Below are 19,926 nucleotides of genomic sequence, written 5' to 3'. Positions count from 1 at the left end.
CTTTTTTGCTCTTTTTATAGTAGAATAGTCTCTCAGCAACACAATATGATATGAGGTGTAAGAATGGCAATTAATTTTACTAAACCAATGATCACTAAATTACAACAAGAAATTACCGAGCTCGAAAACAAAATCAAGAGTACGCAGAACAAAAAAGAAAAATCTAAATTCAAAATTAATCAATTAGAACAGGATATGAAATTTAGCAAGTCTCACACAGATTTGAGCAGTAAAATGTCGCGAATCAAAAAGCTGAATGATGAGATAAAAACCTTAAATCGTATGCAAGCTGATCTGTCAATAGAATTAACCGCAAAGAAAAACTCGCTAAAGAAACTCCAAGTGAACGAAACTGCATCTGTTACAAATGATCCTGCAAAAGGATAAATTGAATATAGCTTGCACAGATAGAAACCGCGCTCCTTGCGGTTTTTATTTAAATATAATAAAGTAAGTTATTCACTTATATTTTATATCAAATATTTCTCTCTTAAACTCTTACCGTCCATATAAGGGCGCTTGTTTTATCGGCTCATCAGTTTCCCCTCGTAACAATGAAATCTCATGCTTATAAGGAGGGTTGACATATTTCTTTTCACCGATGGAGGGGGTCTCTAGGAGCTTAGGAATGGTTTCTAGCTGTGGATGGTGGACTACATATCGAAGCGCCTGAAGGCCGATATATCCATGTCCGATATTTTCGTGCCTGTCTTTTCGTGAGCCGATGATATTCTTTGAATCATTTACGTGAATGACCTTTAGGCGCTCTATTCCAATTATGCGATCAAATTGATCCAATATGCCATCAAAATCTTCCTTCACATTATAACCAGCATCGTGGATATGGCAAGTGTCCAGACAAATAGACAGGCGCTCGTTATGAGTAACTCCATCAATGATCGCTGCTAATTCCTCAAATGTAATTCCGCATTCACTACCTTTTCCCGCCATGGTCTCTAATGAAACCTGAACATTTCGTTTTTGGGATAGCACTTCGTTCAAGCCTTCTACAATTCGAGAAATTCCGGCCTGTGGACCCGCACCAACATGGGAACCGGGATGCAGGACAATTTGTGTAGAGCCTAAAGCTTCCGTTCTAATAATCTCTGATTGAAGAAACTCAATACTATGTTCAAAGACCTGAGTGGATAGCGTATTCCCTAAATTAATAATAAATGGAGCATGAACAACGATATTAGAAATGCCATTTTCTTTCATGTGAGCTTGTCCAGCTTTAACATTCAAAGCTTCAATGGGTTTACGGCGAGTATTATGAGGAGCTCCGGTATATATTAGGAAGGTGGTCGCTCCATAAGATGCTGCCTCTTCACTAGCTCGAAGGAGCATCTTTGGTCCAGTCATGGATACATGTGACCCTAGGAGTAAAGTCATCTGGTTTAACACTTCCTTTCTTTAGAGAAGAGATCAGTATTTAGTCACTATAGGCCTATTAATATTTGTAAATCGACCTATTTGTATGTATTTAAGCTTTGGTATAGGTTGTCTCGTCCGAATATCTCCTCGGGGAGACAACCTTATCAACTAAAAATGATCGCTATTCAGTAGCGGTAATCGTCTCGCCTTGGATCGGATTCAATCCATTCTCCCACCTAACAGGGATTGAACGAGAGTTGAATAAATCCACTCCGTCAGAAATCTGGAAATGTAAATGGGGCTCACTAGTGTTGCCTGAATTACCTGTCAGTCCAATGATATCGCCTTTTTTGACTTTATCGCCTGGCTTAACTGTAATTGAACCTTTTTGTAAATGCGCTAGATGGCTGTATTCACCACCGTGATCGATGACCACGTTATTGCCTGTTGCCTGGTTTGGATTCATCACACCGACGGGCTCATTATCTTTAATATCGTTCACAATCGATACGATTGTACCATCTGCAGGTGCGAGAATATTTTTCCCAAAGGCATAATAGCTTTTGTTTTTCAGCTGATCGCCTTTATAAGAATAGTTCTCATTGGCTTGGATGAAATCATAAGCGTAACGCTGGATCTCTACTTCATAATGATAATTTACGAGAACATTCTCTCCGCCCCAAAATACAAACCAGTCACCTTCGAAAGGCAATGCGTATTCACGCTTGCTAAGTGTCGAGTCGGTTTCAGGGGATGATGTCAGTTCTTGAATCTGGATTAATGAAATGGTTCCATCCGGATCAAACATTCCGATAAGCCCTTTATTACCTGTATCACTCACCCAAGTACGTCGATCAAATCCATTAAGCTGCATATCAGAAGCTTTATTCAGTGTCTGGATATCCTTAGTGAATTCCTTAGCGGTCTCAGCTAATTCAGTTTCACTAACCTCATCTTTCAAAGGCTGACTAAAGTGGGCGTGCATTTCTTTATAGTACCCTTTAAGCAGGAAATTTGGCAGATCATCTGGCAGGAATACTGTTTCGTTTGATTCTGCGGTTGAACTGGATGTATGCTTCACTTCCGCATTATTATTCATATCCGCTTTTCCTCCTCCACAAGCAGTTAATAGCAAAGTAAGTGATCCTATTGCCAAAGCTGTTTTTGCTGACATTCCCGGTATGCTGATAATTTTTTTAGAGCTTTTTTTCAATAATATCGCCTCCCAATAGCCAAATTATAGCAAATGAGTCTTAGCTCTTCTGAAACACATTATTAATACGATCTTAACTTTTGGGGTAGTAGACGAATACGAATTAAGCTTCTGTTAAGGTAAGTGCGATTAATAGCCTCAAGAATCATGTTATGATGATAAAAACAAGGGCTATTTGGAAAGGGAATTTCACAATGAATGAAGCATCGATTTTACTTGTAGATGATGAACAATCGCTTTTGGAGATTATGGAGACTGTGCTACGCAAGGAAGGTTATTTGAATATTGATACTACGGTGACGGGTGAAGAAGCGATAAGCGCCTGCGAAGCCAAAAAATATGATTTGATTGTATTGGATGTAATGTTGCCAGGGCGCAGTGGAATTGAAATCTGTCCTTTTATCCGGCAGACGACGGACGCACCTATCCTGTTTCTTACGGCTCGAACCTCTGATTTTGATAAGCTGACCGGATTTGCTATAGGTGGAGATGATTATATCACTAAACCCTTTAATCCACTTGAAGTTGTCGCTCGAATAAGAGCTCAGTTGCGGCGATACTTAAGTTCACCTGCTCCATCAGGTACTGATAAGATCACAGCGACAGTTCACAGCAAATCTGCGAACGTTTATGATTACGGGAGATTTAAACTAGATGAGACAGCAGGGGAGCTGCTGGTTGAGGGTGAGTCGGTCTCTTGTCCGGCACTTGTATTCCAATTGCTGCTGTTCTTATGTAAACATCCCAATCAAATATTCAGCAAAAGTGAATTATATGAAAAGGTATGGGGTGAAGAAGCCTTAAGTGATGATAATACGGTCATGGTGCATATTCACCGCATAAGAGAACGTATAGAAGCAGACCCATCCGATCCGAAGTTTATCGTTAATGTTAGAGGTCTTGGGTACAAACTGGTTAAAGTAGAACGCCAAGAGTTGTCTGCGCCATGAATATTAAGCGCCGGTTAACGTTAAAGTTTGTTCTTCAGCTCGCAATTACGGGCATGGTAGTTCTCGCTATTTCTGCCATAACATTTACTTGGATTTTGCTGCGGTTTCTTGATATTAGTCTCACGCGTGATTTTGCCAATGTGGGTCTTGAACAATTGGTAGAATCATCTAAGATTGATGAGGATGGCATACATTTTTCTCCGAGTTTATTGGAGCAAGTGAAGAAAAATAAAGGCTGGCTACAAAGTCTAAATGAAGATGGGCAAGTTGAGAGTGCCTATAATACACCTAAAGATGTACCCATTCAATATGGTCCTGGCGAAGTAGTTGCTTATTGGACGGGCACTCAGCCGTTTCCTTATAATCTGGCACTATGGATTCAAGAAAAGGATGGTAAACAGCTCGCACTGGTGTATGGTGCGCCTAATGTATTAGGTCCACTACTAAAGAAAGTGAGTGAGAGTGAGGGGACATTCGCTGTTGCGAAAGGGGAGCCAGTACTTCCTGATGAACTTGAAAAAGAAATTAAATCGGCCCAAGCTTTTGTTCAACTTATAGATTCATCAGGCAATGAAGTGCTTTCTTATAACAGACCTAATATGATACCCACTCAGTACTCCGTTCAAGAGCTTGTACTTCGTACCATGTACAGTGAACGATATGGGTATCATGTTCTTTCTTCTTTTGATAAGGAGTCAGGTCGTACTTGGATTGTGGGAGAACCCAATATCAAAGGGACAGATCCAGGCAAAAAAATGTGGGTACCAGAAGAAGTTAAAGTCGTGATCATCGGTTCATTTGCCATGCTTATCGCTTTATTGATCGCGTTTGTGTTGCTCTCCTTATGGCAAGCGCATCGTTTTGGTGCGCCAATGCTGCATATGCTCGTGTGGCTCGATTCCATCGGAAATGCCATTTATACAGAGCCAACGGATCGTAAAGGACTTCGTCGCAGTCGAACACACGCCTTGAAATGGAGGAGAAGGTACCGTGTTTTTGCTGATGTGATGGTTTCAATTGAGAAATTATCGGCAACCTTAAAGAGAGATCAAGTCATTCGGGAGGAGACGGAGAGCTTACGCGAAGAATGGATCGCCGGTGTTACTCATGATTTGAAAACCCCATTATCTTCTATCACAGGATATGCTCATTTACTGGCAGAACCAAAATACGATTGGTCGAAAGAGGAAGTCCGTAAGTTTACAACGACTATGTTAGATAAATCGGCCCATATGGACATGCTGATCAGTGATCTTGCAATGACCTATCGTCTAAAGTCAGGAATTAAACCACCTGAGACGATGGAAGTTGAATTGAACACTTGGCTGCAACAAGCTCTCGAACAAGCTGCTGCCAATCCTGCCTATGGGAAGCAGCGAATAGTATTTCTACCTGCACAAACCGAAGTTAGAGCTCAATTGTATACGCCATGGCTAGAGAGGGTTGTCAACAATTTAACTGCGAATGCGCTGCTCCACAACCCACCGGATACGAAGTTGACCGTGTCGCTTATTCATAAAGATAGGGAGACCGGAATTATCATTCAATTTGCTGATGACGGCGATGGAATGGATGAAGAAACAATGATTCGGCTATTTGAACGATATTATCGAGGAACGGATACATCGTCTACCTCCAACGGTTCTGGGCTCGGCATGGCGATTTCTAAAGGACTGATCGAATGTATGGGGGGCCAGATTACTGTCGAGAGTCACGTAGGTAAGGGAACGGTTATTAAGTTAATATGGAGCTGATATCTTCATTCAAGCCCTCGCTGTATTCCAACCGGATACCGTGAGGGCTGTTTGTATTTACTAGGTTCAGTCAAGGCTATAAAAATAAAGGAGTTGACATCTTTTTTAAATGTAACTACAATGGTTACAGGTTAACAATTATTAAGAGGATGAAATTAATCCTAATTTGAGGAGGATTTTAAAATGAAAATAGCTATAACAGGAGCAACAGGTCAATTCGGATCATTAGTGATAGAGTCTCTACTTAAAACTGTACCCGAAGGGGACCTTGTAGTTAGTGTCCGGAATCCAGATAAAGCAAGTGATCTTAAAGCGCGTGGTGTGGAAGTCCGTCATGGTGACTTTGATAAGCCGGAAACGTTGGATGAAGCATTTGCCGGTGTGGATCGACTGCTAATTGTATCTTCAGATGGAGATAACGAGACTCGGATTCGCCAACATAAAGCAGCTATTGATGCAGCCGCTAAAGCTGGTGTTGGATTCATTGCCTATACAAGCGTAGGACATGCAGAGAAGAGTGAGCTGTTCCTTGCTGAAGTACACCGTGTAACCGAGGATGCCATTCGAGCTACCGGAATTCCTTACAGTTTCCTTCGCAACAACTGGTACATGGAGAACGAGATTGGATCTATTCAAGGCGCCGTAGCAGGTGCCCCATGGGTAACTTCTGCTGGTAGTGGTAAAGTTGGCTGGGCAGCACGAGGAGATTATGCAGAAGCTGCTGCTAATGTTCTAACTGGGAAAGGACATGAGAATTCTGTCTATGAACTGTCTGGCAAGCCTTTAACACAAGAAGAATTGACCGGAATTATAAGTGGTGTAATCGGTAAAGAAATCAAAGTGCTGCAAGTTGACGACGAAGCTTATGCGAAAATCATGGCTGAGGTTGGTGTACCAGAAGCTGCTCTGCCATTCGTTGTTGCGATTCAACGTGGTATTCGCGAAGGATGGCTGGATATTGAAAGTAGCGATCTGGAGAACGTACTGAATCGTCCAGTCACTCCGTTAGCGGATGTCATTCGTGATTTAGTAAATAGTCTGCAAGCTTAAATAATATGATTCAAGGCTTCTTCTCGGTGAATAACCAGAAGGGGCTTTTTTTGTGCATCGTTAACATCAATGATAAAGGTTTCGTGAAAAATCACTATTTTGACGAGGCTTCTGCTTATCTCATGTTAATGTAATAATAATGATATAATAGGAAACATATGTGAACTATTGGTGTAATGAGAATGATTGAATCGAAGAGAAGGGGATGAATATCAATGAGGACAAAAATCTGGATGGCTTCAGGTGCTGTAGTTGTAGTTGCTTTAGGGGCAGTTTTATTTGTGGGGGGAAACGATAAAGAATCACCTGCAACAACCGATACATCTAATGTTAAACAATTAGTGCAGGAATATAGTTCAAGCAGCATGAAAGATCTCTCTGCTTCCATCACTTCAGAGCAGCTCATTGTGACCGACAGCAACAATAAATCAACCAAATATGACTTACCCAAAGATGAGTTTTTTGTTTCCATCGCACCATATGTTAAGAGTACACACCCGTGTGCAACACATAGCTTGACTGGATGCCAAGGGGAATTAACAGAACAAGAGTTTAATGTATATGTCGAGGACACTGAGGGCAACGTGATTGTGGATCAAACTATGAAGTCCCAATCTAACGGATTCATTGATCTTTGGTTACCTCGCGATAAGAAATATAATGTAACGATTGAGCAGGATGGTATAAAAGCGAAAGCCGCACTTTCCACTTTTAAGAGTGATAATACATGTGTAACGACTATGCAATTAGTAGAGAGTATCTAAAGAGTTCTAGCAGAGGACAATTACTTTGTTAAGCAACAGTTTCACACGAAATCATTAGAAATTGCCTTGAAGAAGAGAGGAGATAGAGGAATGGATAAAGATCTGATCATCGGGGATGTTTTGCAGGAGTTAGCTGGTACGCGTCGTATGCTGGAGAAGCTGCCGCAGGAGTATATGACATGGAAACCACACGAAAAGTCAATGAGTCTCGGTGGGCTATCCACACATCTCGTCAATCTGCTAAACTGGCAAACAGCCATTCTTCTTCACTCGGAGTTTGATTTGGCCTCTGTGGCATATCGACGAGAGGCACTGGAGAGCCCCGCCGCGGTTCTGCAAGAGTTTGATATGAGCGCTCGCAAGATTGAACAATTAATTTCTGAAAGCAATGTGGAGACGCTTGGTGCGGAGTGGACCCTGCGTAATGGTACAGCGGTTATCCGCCGTCAGACACGGGCAGTCGCGCTTCGTACCATCGGTTTGAATCACATGATTCACCACCGGGCACAGCTTGGGGTATACTTCCGACTTCTAAATATACAAGTGCCGGGCCTTTATGGGCCTTCGGCAGATGAGTTAACGAACGCTTAATAAATGAATTTCTTAACGATTTAAGGATCGGAAAGTTGAAAAAAACAAATCGGCATGGTATCATGGATACAAATTAATGATCGGAGTTGAAAAGTATAGTGTAGTAATTATTCTTGCGACACATGATGAATAAAACAACAAAAACGGTTTATTTCGTTTGTTTTATTTTTTGTATGCAAGAAAGTTACTACTTCTTTTCACTCGAACAATATATCCTTATCTAACTCCATTTGGGGCTAGATTTGCTGTATTTATTTGAGTCACAAGAAAGTAACTTTCTTGTGGCTTTTATTTTTTTCATACAGGAGGATACTTATATGTCATTAATAAATGTTACAAATCTAACCTTTGCCTATGAAGGCAGCTACGATAACATCTTTGAGAATGTTAACTTTCAAATCGATACTGATTGGAAATTGGGATTTACCGGAAGGAACGGTAGAGGAAAGACCACCTTTCTGAGTTTATTGCTTGGAAAATATGAATACAGCGGAAATATTTCTGCTCATGTCACTTTTGAATATTTTCCTTTTCAGGTGGATAACAAGGAGCTTAATACCATTGATGTGATCAGCGAGATTTTTCCGGATTATATTCATTGGAAATTAATGCGTGAACTTTCATTATTAAAGGTTTCTGAAGATGTGTTATATCGACCCTTTGACTCATTGTCTAACGGAGAGCAGACGAAAGTGCTGTTAGCCACTCTCTTCATTAAGGAAAATAGCTTCCTGTTGATCGATGAACCTACCAATCATTTGGACATGACGGCAAGAGAGCTAGTCAGTGATTATCTCAATACGAAAAGTGGATATATTCTGGTCTCTCACGACAGATCTTTTCTTGATAATTGTGTAGACCATATTTTGTCCATAAATAAGACGAATATAGAGATTCAAAAAGGCAATTTTTCAAGCTGGTGGGAGAATAAAGTCAGACAAGATAACTTTGAGCTAGCAGAGGACGAGAAACTCAGAAGAGATATTAAACGCTTATCTGCTTCTTCTAAACGGACAGGCAACTGGTCACATGAAGTGGAAAAAACAAAAAACGGAACGAGGAATTCCGGCTCAAAGGTCGATAAAGGTTACATTGGACACAAGGCCGCTAAAATGATGAAACGCTCTAAAGCCATTGAGCAAAGACAAAATTCTGCGATTAACGAAAAGTCTAAGCTGCTAAAAAATATCGAAAATTCTGAGAATCTAGAAATTACACAGCTTGGCTATCATAAACGTCAACTTGCTGAGTTAGACAATATTTCGATTTTTTACGGTGAAAAAAAGGTATGTTCAGACGTAAGCTTCACTATCGAGCAGGGTGAGCGCATTGCGCTGTCGGGTAAAAACGGCTCAGGTAAATCAAGTATCATCAAATTGATGTGTGGTGAGGATATAGATTTCACAGGCACTCTTACAAAGGATAGCCAGCTTATCATTTCCTACGTATCCCAAGACACTTCAAATCTTCAGGGGAATCTAACGGATTATGCCAGAGACAATGGAATCGATGAAAGTCTGTTTAAATCTATTCTACGAAAGCTTGATTTTTCTAGAATCCAATTTGATAAAGACATATCCACTTACAGTGGTGGTCAAAAGAAAAAAGTACTGATTGCCAAAAGTCTTAGTGAGAAAGCTCATTTGTACATTTGGGATGAACCGCTTAATTTTATTGATGTTATTTCACGTATGCAAATTGAAGAGCTGTTGCTTGAATACACGCCAACTCTTGTTTTTGTGGAGCATGATCGGGAATTTTGCAACAATGTTGCTACGAAGATCGTTGAACTTTAATTAAAATGAAGAAATGAAGGGGAAGTCGACAGAGTTTATCTGTCGGCTTTTTTGTCTCTCTGTATATTTTAAATTGCAATTTAATATTAATATGCTACCTACAGACCTTTGAAATACTGCAGGAAGACAATGATACCCTGGAGCAATGAAGCTTAAAATATTTTATTTCTTGAGGCCAACCTTTGTTGTTATTGTTATTCAAATTTCGAGACGAAAGAACGACTGGAATAAGCAATAATGCAACGAAGCCTCATGTCCATGATGCCCCATATGTACTGGAGTTGATTGCTAATACTTGTAGAATCACTAACTTTCATCGACATTAGATTTTCCGCCTTTCTAGCATCACTCCATAATCTTCTTGCTTTTATTTTACAAAATCACTCTAGTCTTGAACGCTTTGTTCCTATCGAAAAGCATTAACCCCTTTTGTTTTTAATAATTCGACTGCCTCCACGGACATTAAACAGTAAGGTCCTCTACAATAAGCGACTACATCACAATTTGAGGGTAAGGAAGCAAGTTTCTCTTCTAATTCTTCAATAGGAATAGATATAGCTTCGTTCAAAGACAATCCTTCCATCTGAAAATGCTTGCTTTGAAATTCTTTCTGAATTTGTTGTACTTGAACTAATTACTTCTCGGGTAAACTATGCAATGTGCGCATGAAATCAGTTATCGCTGAGTCAGCTAATTCATAAAAAACAAAATTTCTTTGCTTCTTGTAATTTACTAGCTTTGCATTGTGTAGTGTCTGTAAATGCTGCGAAACATTAGCAACCGTCATTTGCGTATTTTTAGCTAAGCCCTCTACAGATTTTGGACTTTGAGATAGGAGGTCCAAGATTTCTAATCGTTTTGGGTTAGAGAGGCATTTTCCAATCCGAGCGAATTCGTACTCGTTATTAAATTAGTGAATGGTCTAAACTAAAATTATTATATTAATAAAGTTAATTATTATATATATTCCAGTTTTCCAATGTACTATAATGATATAGATGCATTGTTAGCATGTTATTAAAGGAATGAAGATTTCAAGAAACAACCTATAGAATTGAACAACAGGAGGAAATAAGTTGAGCACACAGAATGTGGGAATTCCATTAGAAGGTTTTGCAGAATTTAGCCGGACAGTAGCCGCTGAAGGTGCGGTGCTGGTGAAGAATGATAATCAGGTACTTCCGCTTGGCGAAGGCGATAATGTTGCGATTTTTGGTAGATCCCAAGTGAATTATTATCGCAGTGGTACAGGTTCCGGCGGTAGTGTCCATGTTACTTATACGACCAATTTATTGGATGGTCTTCGCACTAAGAAGAACTTTACAGTTAACGAAGAACTGGCTGCTGTCTATGAAAAGTGGATTGAACAGAATCCATTTGATAATGGTGGAGGCGCATGGGCTGCAGAACCTTGGCATCAGAAGGAAATGTCTTTGAGCAATGAATTGGTTTCCGAAGCTAGAAACAAATCGAATAAAGCCATTCTTGTAATTGGACGCACGGCAGGGGAAGATCAGGATAATGCTGATGCACCGGGCAGCTACCAATTAACAAATGATGAACAGGCGATGCTGAAGCAGGTAACTACATATTTTGAGCAAACAATCGTTGTCCTGAATGTCTCCAACATTATTGATATGAACTGGATGAACGATGAAAGCTATAAATATCCGATTTCAACGGTGATTTATTCATGGCAGGGTGGTATGGAAGGCGGAAATGCGATTGCAGATGTGCTGTCTGGAGAGGTAACTCCAAGTGGTAAACTGACGGATACAATCGCTTATTCCATCAATGATTACCCATCTACACAGAATTACGGCAATGAATTTACGAACTTGTATCAGGAAGATATCTATGTAGGATATCGTTATTTCGAGACATTTTGCCCAGATAAGGTTCAATTTGAATTTGGTTATGGCTTATCTTATACAACTTTTAGTATCGAGCCAGAAGAAGCCAAATTGATTACCAAAGAAGGCGAGTCTTTCATTGAAATCGGCGTAACCGTTACCAATACAGGAACTTCCTTCGCTGGTAAAGAGGTTGTTCAGGTCTATTATGAAGCTCCGCAAGGTAAGCTCGGTAAACCAGCTAAAGCTCTGGTGTCATTCGATAAGACAAAAGTTCTTGAACCGGGTGAAGCGCAGCGCCTTACCGTGAGTTTCTCAGCTCATTCGATGGCTTCTTATGATGACGCAGGTGTGACAGGACACGCTTCTGCCTATGTGCTCGAAGAAGGTACGTACCGCTTGTTTGTGGGAACTAGTGTTAAGCAAGTGGAAGGTGTTCGTGTTGAGGGTAAGGACGGATATGTAGTAGAATCTCTTCAAGTTGTGGAGCAATTGCAAGAAGCTCTCGCACCTACAGAAAGCTTTACGAGAATGATGCCAGGCGCTCAGAAGGCGGACGGTTCGTACGAGATTGTTTATGTTGAAGTTCCTAAACGTAAGATTTCGTTAGCTGAGCGAATTGAAACTAATCTTCCAGAGACGATCTCACAAACAGGTAATAAAGGATATAAATTAAGAGACGTATATGAACAGAAGGTTAGTATGGAAGCCTTCATTGCTCAGCTCAGTGATGAGGATTTGGCTGCAATTGTACGTGGTGAAGGGATGAGCAGTCCTTTAGTTACACCTGGCACGGCCTCTGCATTTGGTGGAGTAAGTGACAGTTTATTTAATCTCGGAATTCCAGTGGCATGTACGGCTGATGGTCCTTCAGGGATTCGTATGGACAGCGGAGCTAAGGCGACTCAAGTTGCCATCGGAACGCTTCTTGCAGCGACTTGGAATGCGGAATTGGTAGAAGAGCTTTATGTTATGGAAGGGCAAGAGTTGTTAAGAAATAACGTGGATTCCTTGCTTGGACCTGGCCTTAATATCCGACGCAGTCCGCTTAATGGACGTAACTTTGAATATTTTTCAGAAGATCCGTTGATCTCTGGAGTGTTTGCTGCTGCATGTACTCGCGGTATTTTAAAAGGCGGATCAACCGCTACGATGAAGCACTTTGCTTGTAACAATCAGGAGAAACATCGCAGTAAAGTAAATGCCGTGGTGTCTGAACGTGCGCTTCGTGAGATTTATTTGAAAGGCTTTGAAATTGCGGTGAAGCAGGGCGGTTCGAATTCTATTATGACCTCCTATAATCCAGTTAACGGACATTGGGCGGCTTCTAATTATGATTTGAATACCACTATTCTTCGCGGCGAGTGGGGCTTTAAAGGGATTGTTATGACTGACTGGTGGGCGATCATGAATGATGTTGTTAATGGCGGACCAGCAGACCGGAAATTTACAAACTGGATGGTTCGTGCACAAAATGACCTCTATATGGTTGTAGCTAACTATGGTGCGGAAATTAACGGATGGAATGATAACACTATTGAGTCCTTGGAAAATGGTACGTTAACCCGTGGAGAACTGCAACGTTCTGCTATAAACATTTGTGAGTTTATCATGAATGCACCTGTATTCTCGAGAAAACAGGAAATTGTAGAAACGGTTGAGTCATTCAAAGCTAATCCTTCACTTAATGTAGAACAAGCTCAATCTTTATCACAGAATCCACAGGTTAAACCTGTCGTAGAAGGATCAACTAGCTTTAAAGTGGAACAGGCTGGTCTATATCGGATTCTAGTGCATATCATGTCAACGGAACCTGAACTGGCTCAAAGTGCTTGCAATGTGACTGTGAATGATCAATTGATGACAACCATTCAAACAAATGGTACCGAAGGTCAATGGATCAGACAGAAGCTTGTGAAAGTCGAACTCGAAGCAGGTCTTTATGATATGAAATTAGAGTTCATCAAACCAGGTTTGCAGATCGATTGGATTGAATTTAATAAAATCGACTAGGTGTCATGTGTTAATGTTGAATAGATCGTTAAGTATTTCTAAAAACCGCGATATTTTTCGCGGTTTTTTTGTTGTACTTATTGTTGCATGAAGCTCTATTCCCCAACAAAACTAAGAGTCTGCTCGGATACTAAAATATGAGGAAATTGCCCGATACACCCACTATGGTGTGTCGGGCTTTTTGCAGATTATATACTTTATAAATACTTGTCTGCATGTACTTGTGTTTGTTCGAATAAGTTAGAAAGTAGGACCAGGACAAACTATAGGTGGAGATGCGTAGAAATGGGGATGCGTAAACAAAGTTTTATTCGCGGCACGTTCATTTTAACCGTGTCGTCATTTTTCACAAAAGGGCTCGGATTTTTGAATGGCGTCTTGCTGGCACGTTTCTTGGGAGCCGAGGGGGTAGGGCTGCTTATGATTGCTCATCCACTGCTACCCTTGTTTATTACACTGACAGAGCTGGGGCTTCCTGTTGCGATTTCAAAGCTTGTCTCAGAAGCCGAGGTTAAGCAGGATGAAGCGCGAGTAAAGCGAATTCTCAAAGTATCCTTAAGTATTACGGGTACGTTGAGTATTATACTAACTTTAGTGGCACTATTTGGCTCCAAATGGATCGCGTCGGTTTTTTTAGCTGATCAGCGGGCGTATTATGCTATGGTCGCTATTACGCCGATCATTCCAATTATTGCGATGTCAGCTGTATTGAAAGGTTATTTTCGTGGAAAACAGAATATGAACCCGCTGGCCTTTTCCGATATTATTGAGAATTTGGCGCAAATCATTGTCATTATCGGTGTTGTCAACGTTTTGCTGCCTTATGGGATTACCTATGCAGCTGCGGGCGCTATGGCGGCATCCGTGATCGGTGAAGGTTTTGGTTTGCTCTATTTGTTTGCTGTCTTCAAATGGGCAAATCGAGGGAAGATTAAAACCTCCTCACCGCCTAATTCAAGTTTTTCACCCAAAGGAGACAGTACGTTGAGAGATCTGCTGCGCATCGGCTTACCGATGACAGGCAGCGGTTTTATTCATTCCCTCTATCATGCGTTTCTCCCGTTGCTGATTACGAAAAGTCTAGTCCTGTTTGGTGTGGGTGTTGAGATGGCGACTAAGCAATTCGGACTTTTAGCGGGATATGCTCTGCCAATGTTGTTTCTCCCCAGCTTCTTCACTCAATCGTTGTCCACTGCATTAATTCCGGCGATCAGCGAAGCTAGTGTGAGCAATAATAGCAAGCTTATGCATAGTCGGATGGATATGGCTATGCGATCCGCGCTTATTGTAGGTCTTCCTTGTACAATCATCCTGTACTTATGGGCTGTACCATTAACTACTTTGATCTATCATTCGCCAGAAGCGGGTGAGCTGCTAAGGTTGATTGCACCCTTATTTTTTCTTTATTATTTTGGAGCACCACTGCAAGCGATTTTGCTTGGTTTGGGGAAAGCATCAACCGTCATGTGGAACCATATTCTTACGAATATTTTTGAAGTAATTGCAATCTTTGTTCTCGGTTCTAATATTGGCATCGAAGGGGTTGCTATAGGGTTTGGACTGGGGCTCTTGCTGCTGACACTGCTGAATTTTTTGTCTGTGGCAGGAACGATCGGATTTTATTTTGACTTTCGGATTGTATTCAAGGTGGGCGCGGGAGGAATTGTCATGACGATTTGCGGGATGACGGCTCACGGTATTCTGGAACGAATGGAACTGGGGCAGATTATTGAACTGTCCGGAGCACTATTCGTATCATTGATCACCTACGCTGCAACATTGCAGGTAACCCATGCTTGGGAACGGTCACCGAAACCGCCGACGATTACGCCTGTTTCTTGAAAGGGGATATTTCGGTATCGTGCTCCAAAAAGTACATCCAGTTATGATGTAACCCTCTGTGTAACAGTATGGAGGCGGATGAAGGTAACGGGGAGCAGCGAGGTGTTTAACTGTATTTTGTACAGCTATAATCATTCAAAACAATTGCGCATTGAAAATAGCTGTATTTCTTACATCTATTCTCATGAGTTTAAGTCTACTAGGTGATTTCTCTTGATTTTAATTGTAATGAATGCAGTTACTTCATAGCTTGCGTTAAAATCCTGCGCTAAAAATATACAGATTAGGGATATCAGAAGTTACAGTCATAATTTGCTCAAACAAACCGATATGGATCCAAAATACCAGGTAATGATTTTCGATTATCGTGCCATGAAAAATACCCCAAATGACTCTCTTTTTAAGGAATAGTTTCACTGGAGTCTGTAACCTAACTCAAAATCCTAAAAACAAGCAAATAGCGTCTTCTGGGTCCGAAAAGCTCTGAGCTTGATCAAGACTGGGTGATTTAGAAGTAAGTGAAACGGACAAAAGTGTTCAACCCCCGGTTCATAACATCAGAGCAACGATTCTCCAATAACGGATGATCGCTGCTCTGATGCTTTTTACGAACAGAAAAAGGAGGTGATCTTTATGGAAAGAAAACAAGAATTTTTGTTTGAACTGATGAATACATACCGGAGGGGGAGCTCCCAAAAAGGACTACTTAAGGGCGCGATCCAAGCTTTTATGAGACACTTGAGAAGTGAAGCAGAACTACGCTAGTTATTACCGAGTATTATCCTTGACCGTATTTTTTTCTAAAATGACTCAGTGTGAGTAACGGCCAGATGTACCGATAGCTGTGATAATTAGAATAGAAATTGCCGGGGAGACCAGCGCCTGTCGGATATGAGCTCTTCCAATCCACTTCGTTCATAGATGATATTAGTCTTTTTATTCCTCGATTTACCGCAGGTGTAGGTGCCGCTTGAACAGCGATGAGTGCGTCAAGCGCCCATGCGGTTTGGGAAGGCGTACTTTCGCCTAATGGCACATATTTCAAAAGCCGATCACTATGACAAGATTCCCCCCAACCCCCATCCGAGTTCTGTATGCTTAGGAGCCAATTCGCTCCTTTTTGCAATGTATCATGTTCTAGTGTCAGACCAACAGCCTGCAATCCTGTTAAGGCAGCCCAAGTCCCGTAGATGTAACAAACGCCCCATCTTCCGTACCATGAGCCATCCTTCTCCTGATGCTGAATCAGCCATTTCACACCTCGCCCGATGAATTCGTTTCGTGAATCAAGTTCGGCAAAGTTCCCCAGATACTCCAAGGTGCGCCCGGTTAGATCTGCCTCCGAGGGATCAATAGCAGCAGATTTAGCCCCATCGATTGCGAGCCAAGTGAGCATTTCTTTATTGGTGTTTTTTTCAAAAGCTGGCCAGCCACCGTCTTTATTCTGCATCGATAGGACCCAGTTCAGTCCACGATTCCATGACTCTAGATAGGATGGCTGAGTTATTGATAAACTTCGAATGGCTCGTAAAGCAGCGGTCGTATCATCCACATCCGGATTAATCGTGTTAGATTCTGAGAAACCCCATCCCCCCGGAGTTGTATCCGGATTATGAATAAACCAATCAGCAGTTTTATGCTGCTGTTTGGTCAGCAGATACGAAGTCGCACGTTGAATCGCGAGATGATGATCGGGAATTTGTGCCTCCTGTAAAGCGTAGGCTATTAGAGCCGTGTCCCATATCGTAGATGGAGAGTTTTGTATTGTTGTTTTACTTTCAGAACGGCACTGCATCGCGGTAAGCCCATCTAAGGCATTCGTAATCAGAGGATGTTGCTGGTCATAGCCCAGAGCCAGAAGGGCATATACCATAAGAATTGTACTAGTTGCGTAACTGTATAGAGTCCCGTCGGATTCAATCCGCTGGAGAATAAATTGTTCTGCTTTGGATCGGGCAACTTCGTGAATGTAGCGAGGGCTTCCAAGAAGTCTGTTTAGGCCAGATTGTATAATGTCCTGTAGCTCTTGATATCCACGGGAAGCGGGTTCAGCATCTTCAATGCGTGTGTCTATGAGATCTGATAGATCAGGAGCATTCGCTGTTGAGATCGAGAAACGTCGATCGGCCATAATAAGCATAGGCGTGAGATGCACTCTTGAGTAGCAAGAGAACTCAAAATAGTTAATAGGAAAATAAGACGGGAACAACAGAACTTCTAGGGGAATCGAAGAGATCGATAAAGGCCATTTGCTCTGACCAGTAGCTGCGAGAATGACTCTGGTTAGGATGCTAGTTACTTTTCCAATTCCGCCTTTGGATTGAATATAATGCTTTGCGCGCAATATTGGCTCATCTGTCACCTTACTGTACCCAGAATAGAGAAGGGCGTAGTAGGCTTCAACCGAGGTGGATAAGTTACCATCTTCTTCACCTCTATACAATTGCCAGAATCCAGCGGACTGCTGCTCAGCAAGAATACGATCATGTAGCTGCCTGATCAGGGCTTCATTCTGTACGTTCAAAATCCGAAAGAGAATGATGACATAGGCATCGATAACGATTCCATTTTCAAAACAAAAATGCCAAGATCCATCTTGCTGCTGTTGATCAATCAGGAGTGCTGTTAAACGCTCGATCTCATTATCTACTGTTCTCAGTATAGGATTCATTCCTTAGGTACCTCCGAAGTCCTTCATTTTTAGTATTATATGATGGATGAGAGGTTGAAATGAAAAAGGACTGTAAAGTTGCTTTATGCAACCTCACAGCCCTTGACACTATGTTAGCTAATCAATCGGTTAATTTTCAATCACGATACGGTTCAGCTTAAGATTTACCGGGTCAGCAATCGTGTCACCCACAGGGCATTTGCTTTCTAAAAATTGTACGAATGCTTCGACCTTCTCGGCAGGGGATGGGGTCTTTATGTAGAATGTATATCGAATATCGGAATAGCCGGGACGGACTTCAGAACGGTTAAAAAATCCATCGAGGTCCAGATCACCTTCAACGTCTACTCTGAAATCTTCAAGCTCTACCTCAAATTTGGAAGCATAAACTCGAGCCACAATAGATTGGCAGGCCCCTAAAGAAGCTAGCAAAGCTTCAACAGGATTCATTCCTGTATCCGTACCCCCAAGATTTTGTGGTTCATCGATGACGAGCTCGAATTGTCTTGCTTTAGTAATGACTTTAACTCCATCTTGTAAATGGGCAGTTGCTTTGAAAGTTTGAACATTTGACATTTGTCTACACTCCTTCTTCTGGTCAACCCAGTCATGATTAGATGTTTTAAATATTATGTAATTCATAGTATTTTTCTAGGAATTGTTTAGATTATAGTTCTATTCTTTATACCCTGTCAATACTTGATTAGTATGATTTGGATTCTTACATCTTCATAAGTTGGATTTTGTTAAAAAGTATCGGAGGAGATAAAGTGTCAAATGAAATTGCGCGCTATTTGAAGAATCCTATGGTTAAAATTCTAGGGGGAGCAATAGAATTAAGAGACGATCGAATAAAAACTAAATGGAAGACTGAAATAAAACCATTTCTTCTTGAACCGTATCCTGTAACGGTGGAACTATACAATGCTATTACAAAAAAAACAACGAAGTCATCTGTCGAAAATCATAAACCTGTGGTGAATGTTTCTTGGAATGATGCTATTTCTTTCTGTAATCTGCTTTCTCAGAAGGCTGGATTGAAAGAAGCTTATGTTATCAGTGATGATGGAGATCATATTATTTGGGATAGGGAAGCGGGTGGCTATCGACTTCCAACAGAAGCAGAATGGCAATGTGCATGTAAAGCAGAAACTACTGGTTATCAATATGGCGAGCTAGATAAGATAGCTTGGTACAATGAAAATTCAGATGGTGAACTCCATGTAGTAGGGACGAAAGAACCGAACGCATGGGGGCTTTATGATATGTTAGGGAATGTTTGGGAGTGGTGCTGGGATTTATATGATGAACAAGTGTACGGGTCCTATCGGATTTTTCGAGGAGGCAGCTGGGCTGAAGAGGCCAGGGGCTGTGGAGCAACCTGTCGTCGTCGCAGTCATCCCACATTTAGTGTGGATGATCTTGGATTTCGTCTTGCTCGATCTTTATAACATTAATTCGTCTCTATATTAATCAATTCACATTAACACAGAAAATGATTGTCCCTAAAATAGACTTACAAAAGGAGGTGCTTCTAGAATTAGAAAGTTTGTAGCTATCTCCGTTGTAATTATTACTCTGCTCGTTCTAGGAATGTACGCAGCACTTCAGTTTAAATATAATTCACTTGAGAAAAACTTAAGAGAATATTTGATTACTGTAGAAGGATACTCTGAATCTGATTTATTGAGTATTAAAGCTAAACTGAGCTCAATGCCGAAGTTCCCTGTATATGTTAGATTTGCTAATGACCCAGATACGGATTATATTTTCACAGACAGAGATGCATCAGATTGGAAGCAACTAGATCCTAAGGAGCCGCAAAGATTAAAGAAGGTTAATCAATAGTTGAGATATAGCAAATAAATCTTGGTCTGAAAAATGACTAGTTTCTCATCAAGCTGACCGCACTTTGTGCGGTTTTTTCTTTGTCGGCGTGCCCAGAGGCACGCATTATCTAGTTGGTGAAAGTCCAACCGAAGGAGGGGCCAAGCCACCTTTGTAGCTAGGATGCTTGCGCATGGCGAAATCTGTGTGTAAAAGCGCATCGACAAA

The 19,926-nt window shown here is 41.2% G+C and carries 16 protein-coding genes and 1 pseudogene; 12 read left to right on the top strand and 5 right to left on the bottom strand.

Annotation, left to right across the window (positions count from 1 at the left end; all coding sequences use genetic code 11):
• The first annotated feature begins 63 nt into the window (after positions 1–63).
• Positions 64–387 carry a coiled-coil domain-containing protein gene (locus L1028_RS25480; RefSeq protein ID WP_234540753.1) on the top strand — a complete coding sequence of 108 codons (324 nt, stop codon included), beginning with the start codon at positions 64–66 and terminating at the stop codon, positions 385–387.
• Between the two features lie 111 nt (positions 388–498).
• Here the strand turns inward: L1028_RS25480 and L1028_RS25475 are convergent, their stop codons facing one another.
• Together L1028_RS25475 and L1028_RS25470 are read right to left on the bottom strand one after the other, a co-directional pair.
• A complete protein-coding gene (locus tag L1028_RS25475) occupies positions 499–1,392 on the bottom strand; it encodes a deoxyribonuclease IV (protein ID WP_234540752.1) in 894 nt (297 codons plus the stop codon).
• Positions 1,393–1,555: 163 nt separating this feature from the next.
• On the bottom strand, positions 1,556–2,587 hold the full coding sequence (locus tag L1028_RS25470) for a M23 family metallopeptidase (protein WP_234540751.1): 1,032 nt from the start codon (positions 2,585–2,587) through the stop codon (positions 1,556–1,558).
• Between the two features lie 194 nt (positions 2,588–2,781).
• On the opposite strand from L1028_RS25470, the gene L1028_RS25465 reads away from it, so the two are divergent.
• The 6 genes from L1028_RS25465 (at position 2,782) to L1028_RS25440 (ending at position 9,492) form a co-directional block, all read left to right on the top strand.
• Positions 2,782–3,537 (top strand): response regulator transcription factor, encoded by a 756-nt coding sequence (locus L1028_RS25465; protein WP_234540750.1) that lies wholly within the window; start codon positions 2,782–2,784, stop codon positions 3,535–3,537.
• Positions 3,534–5,291, top strand: a complete 1,758-nt coding sequence (locus L1028_RS25460) for a sensor histidine kinase (protein WP_234540749.1) — start codon at positions 3,534–3,536, stop codon at positions 5,289–5,291. The genes L1028_RS25465 and L1028_RS25460 overlap by 4 nt, the downstream gene beginning before the upstream one ends.
• Positions 5,292–5,474: 183 nt before the next feature.
• Positions 5,475–6,341 (top strand): SDR family oxidoreductase, encoded by an 867-nt coding sequence (locus L1028_RS25455; RefSeq protein ID WP_234540748.1) that lies wholly within the window; start codon positions 5,475–5,477, stop codon positions 6,339–6,341.
• Positions 6,342–6,556: 215 nt separating this feature from the next.
• The gene (locus L1028_RS25450) at positions 6,557–7,105 is read left to right on the top strand and encodes a CueP family metal-binding protein (RefSeq protein ID WP_234540747.1); all 549 of its coding nucleotides are present in this window, start codon (positions 6,557–6,559) and stop codon (positions 7,103–7,105) included.
• A gap of 90 nt (positions 7,106–7,195) precedes the next feature.
• Positions 7,196–7,696, top strand: coding sequence for a DinB family protein (locus L1028_RS25445; protein ID WP_234540746.1), 501 nt, complete (start codon positions 7,196–7,198; stop codon positions 7,694–7,696).
• 317 nt (positions 7,697–8,013) lie between these two features.
• Positions 8,014–9,492, top strand: coding sequence for an Lsa family ABC-F type ribosomal protection protein (locus L1028_RS25440; RefSeq protein WP_234540744.1), 1,479 nt, complete (start codon positions 8,014–8,016; stop codon positions 9,490–9,492).
• Positions 9,493–9,898: 406 nt separating this feature from the next.
• Here the strand turns inward: L1028_RS25440 and L1028_RS25435 are convergent.
• Positions 9,899–10,375 (bottom strand): annotated as a pseudogene (locus L1028_RS25435) (ArsR/SmtB family transcription factor).
• Positions 10,376–10,568: 193 nt separating this feature from the next.
• Here L1028_RS25435 and L1028_RS25430 point away from each other — a divergent pair.
• The 3 genes from L1028_RS25430 (at position 10,569) to L1028_RS31385 (ending at position 15,965) form a co-directional block, all read left to right on the top strand.
• Positions 10,569–13,358, top strand: a complete 2,790-nt coding sequence (locus tag L1028_RS25430) for a glycoside hydrolase family 3 C-terminal domain-containing protein (RefSeq protein ID WP_234540743.1) — start codon at positions 10,569–10,571, stop codon at positions 13,356–13,358.
• Between the two features lie 285 nt (positions 13,359–13,643).
• Complete coding sequence (spoVB, locus tag L1028_RS25425) at positions 13,644–15,200, top strand: stage V sporulation protein B (protein WP_234540741.1); 1,557 nt, start codon at positions 13,644–13,646, stop codon at positions 15,198–15,200.
• Between the two features lie 633 nt (positions 15,201–15,833).
• The gene (locus tag L1028_RS31385; protein ID WP_279306915.1) at positions 15,834–15,965 is read left to right on the top strand and encodes a hypothetical protein; all 132 of its coding nucleotides are present in this window, start codon (positions 15,834–15,836) and stop codon (positions 15,963–15,965) included.
• Positions 15,966–15,978: 13 nt separating this feature from the next.
• Here the strand turns inward: L1028_RS31385 and shc are convergent, their stop codons facing one another.
• Together shc and L1028_RS25415 are read right to left on the bottom strand one after the other, a co-directional pair.
• Complete coding sequence (gene shc, locus L1028_RS25420; RefSeq protein WP_234540739.1) at positions 15,979–17,871, bottom strand: squalene--hopene cyclase; 1,893 nt, start codon at positions 17,869–17,871, stop codon at positions 15,979–15,981.
• 129 nt (positions 17,872–18,000) lie between these two features.
• Positions 18,001–18,447 (bottom strand): OsmC family protein, encoded by a 447-nt coding sequence (locus L1028_RS25415; RefSeq protein WP_234540737.1) that lies wholly within the window; start codon positions 18,445–18,447, stop codon positions 18,001–18,003.
• A 230-nt stretch (positions 18,448–18,677) separates the two neighbouring features.
• Here L1028_RS25415 and L1028_RS25410 point away from each other — a divergent pair, with 230 nt between their 5' ends.
• Together L1028_RS25410 and L1028_RS31775 are read left to right on the top strand one after the other, a co-directional pair.
• Positions 18,678–19,322, top strand: coding sequence for a formylglycine-generating enzyme family protein (locus tag L1028_RS25410; RefSeq protein WP_234540788.1), 645 nt, complete (start codon positions 18,678–18,680; stop codon positions 19,320–19,322).
• A gap of 88 nt (positions 19,323–19,410) precedes the next feature.
• The gene (locus L1028_RS31775) at positions 19,411–19,719 is read left to right on the top strand and encodes a DUF3139 domain-containing protein (RefSeq protein ID WP_423803089.1); all 309 of its coding nucleotides are present in this window, start codon (positions 19,411–19,413) and stop codon (positions 19,717–19,719) included.
• The last annotated feature ends 207 nt before the right edge of the window (positions 19,720–19,926 follow it).

The sequence above is a fragment of the Paenibacillus pseudetheri genome (assembly GCF_924513355.1).
Lineage (GTDB): Bacteria > Bacillota > Bacilli > Paenibacillales > Paenibacillaceae > Paenibacillus_AQ > Paenibacillus_AQ pseudetheri.
The sequence above is the reverse complement of the archived record's forward strand: the minus strand, read 5'-3'. Positions and strand labels throughout refer to the sequence as shown.

Excerpts from the sequence above, each read along its gene's own strand:
- L1028_RS25455 (WP_234540748.1), top strand. The coding sequence starts at position 5,475 with ATGAAAATAGCTATAACAGGAGCAACAGGTCAATTCGGATCATTAGTG.
- L1028_RS25465 (WP_234540750.1), top strand. The coding sequence starts at position 2,782 with ATGAATGAAGCATCGATTTTACTTGTAGATGATGAACAATCGCTTTTG.
- L1028_RS25475 (WP_234540752.1), bottom strand. The coding sequence starts at position 1,392 with ATGACTTTACTCCTAGGGTCACATGTATCCATGACTGGACCAAAGATG.
- L1028_RS25480 (WP_234540753.1), top strand. The coding sequence starts at position 64 with ATGGCAATTAATTTTACTAAACCAATGATCACTAAATTACAACAAGAA.
- L1028_RS25445 (WP_234540746.1), top strand. The coding sequence starts at position 7,196 with ATGGATAAAGATCTGATCATCGGGGATGTTTTGCAGGAGTTAGCTGGT.
- L1028_RS25410 (WP_234540788.1), top strand. The coding sequence starts at position 18,678 with ATGGTTAAAATTCTAGGGGGAGCAATAGAATTAAGAGACGATCGAATA.
- L1028_RS25460 (WP_234540749.1), top strand. The coding sequence starts at position 3,534 with ATGAATATTAAGCGCCGGTTAACGTTAAAGTTTGTTCTTCAGCTCGCA.
- L1028_RS25415 (WP_234540737.1), bottom strand. The coding sequence starts at position 18,447 with ATGTCAAATGTTCAAACTTTCAAAGCAACTGCCCATTTACAAGATGGA.
- L1028_RS31385 (WP_279306915.1), top strand. The coding sequence starts at position 15,834 with ATGGAAAGAAAACAAGAATTTTTGTTTGAACTGATGAATACATACCGG.
- spoVB (WP_234540741.1), top strand. The coding sequence starts at position 13,644 with ATGGGGATGCGTAAACAAAGTTTTATTCGCGGCACGTTCATTTTAACC.
- shc (WP_234540739.1), bottom strand. The coding sequence starts at position 17,871 with ATGAATCCTATACTGAGAACAGTAGATAATGAGATCGAGCGTTTAACA.
- L1028_RS25450 (WP_234540747.1), top strand. The coding sequence starts at position 6,557 with ATGAGGACAAAAATCTGGATGGCTTCAGGTGCTGTAGTTGTAGTTGCT.
- L1028_RS25440 (WP_234540744.1), top strand. The coding sequence starts at position 8,014 with ATGTCATTAATAAATGTTACAAATCTAACCTTTGCCTATGAAGGCAGC.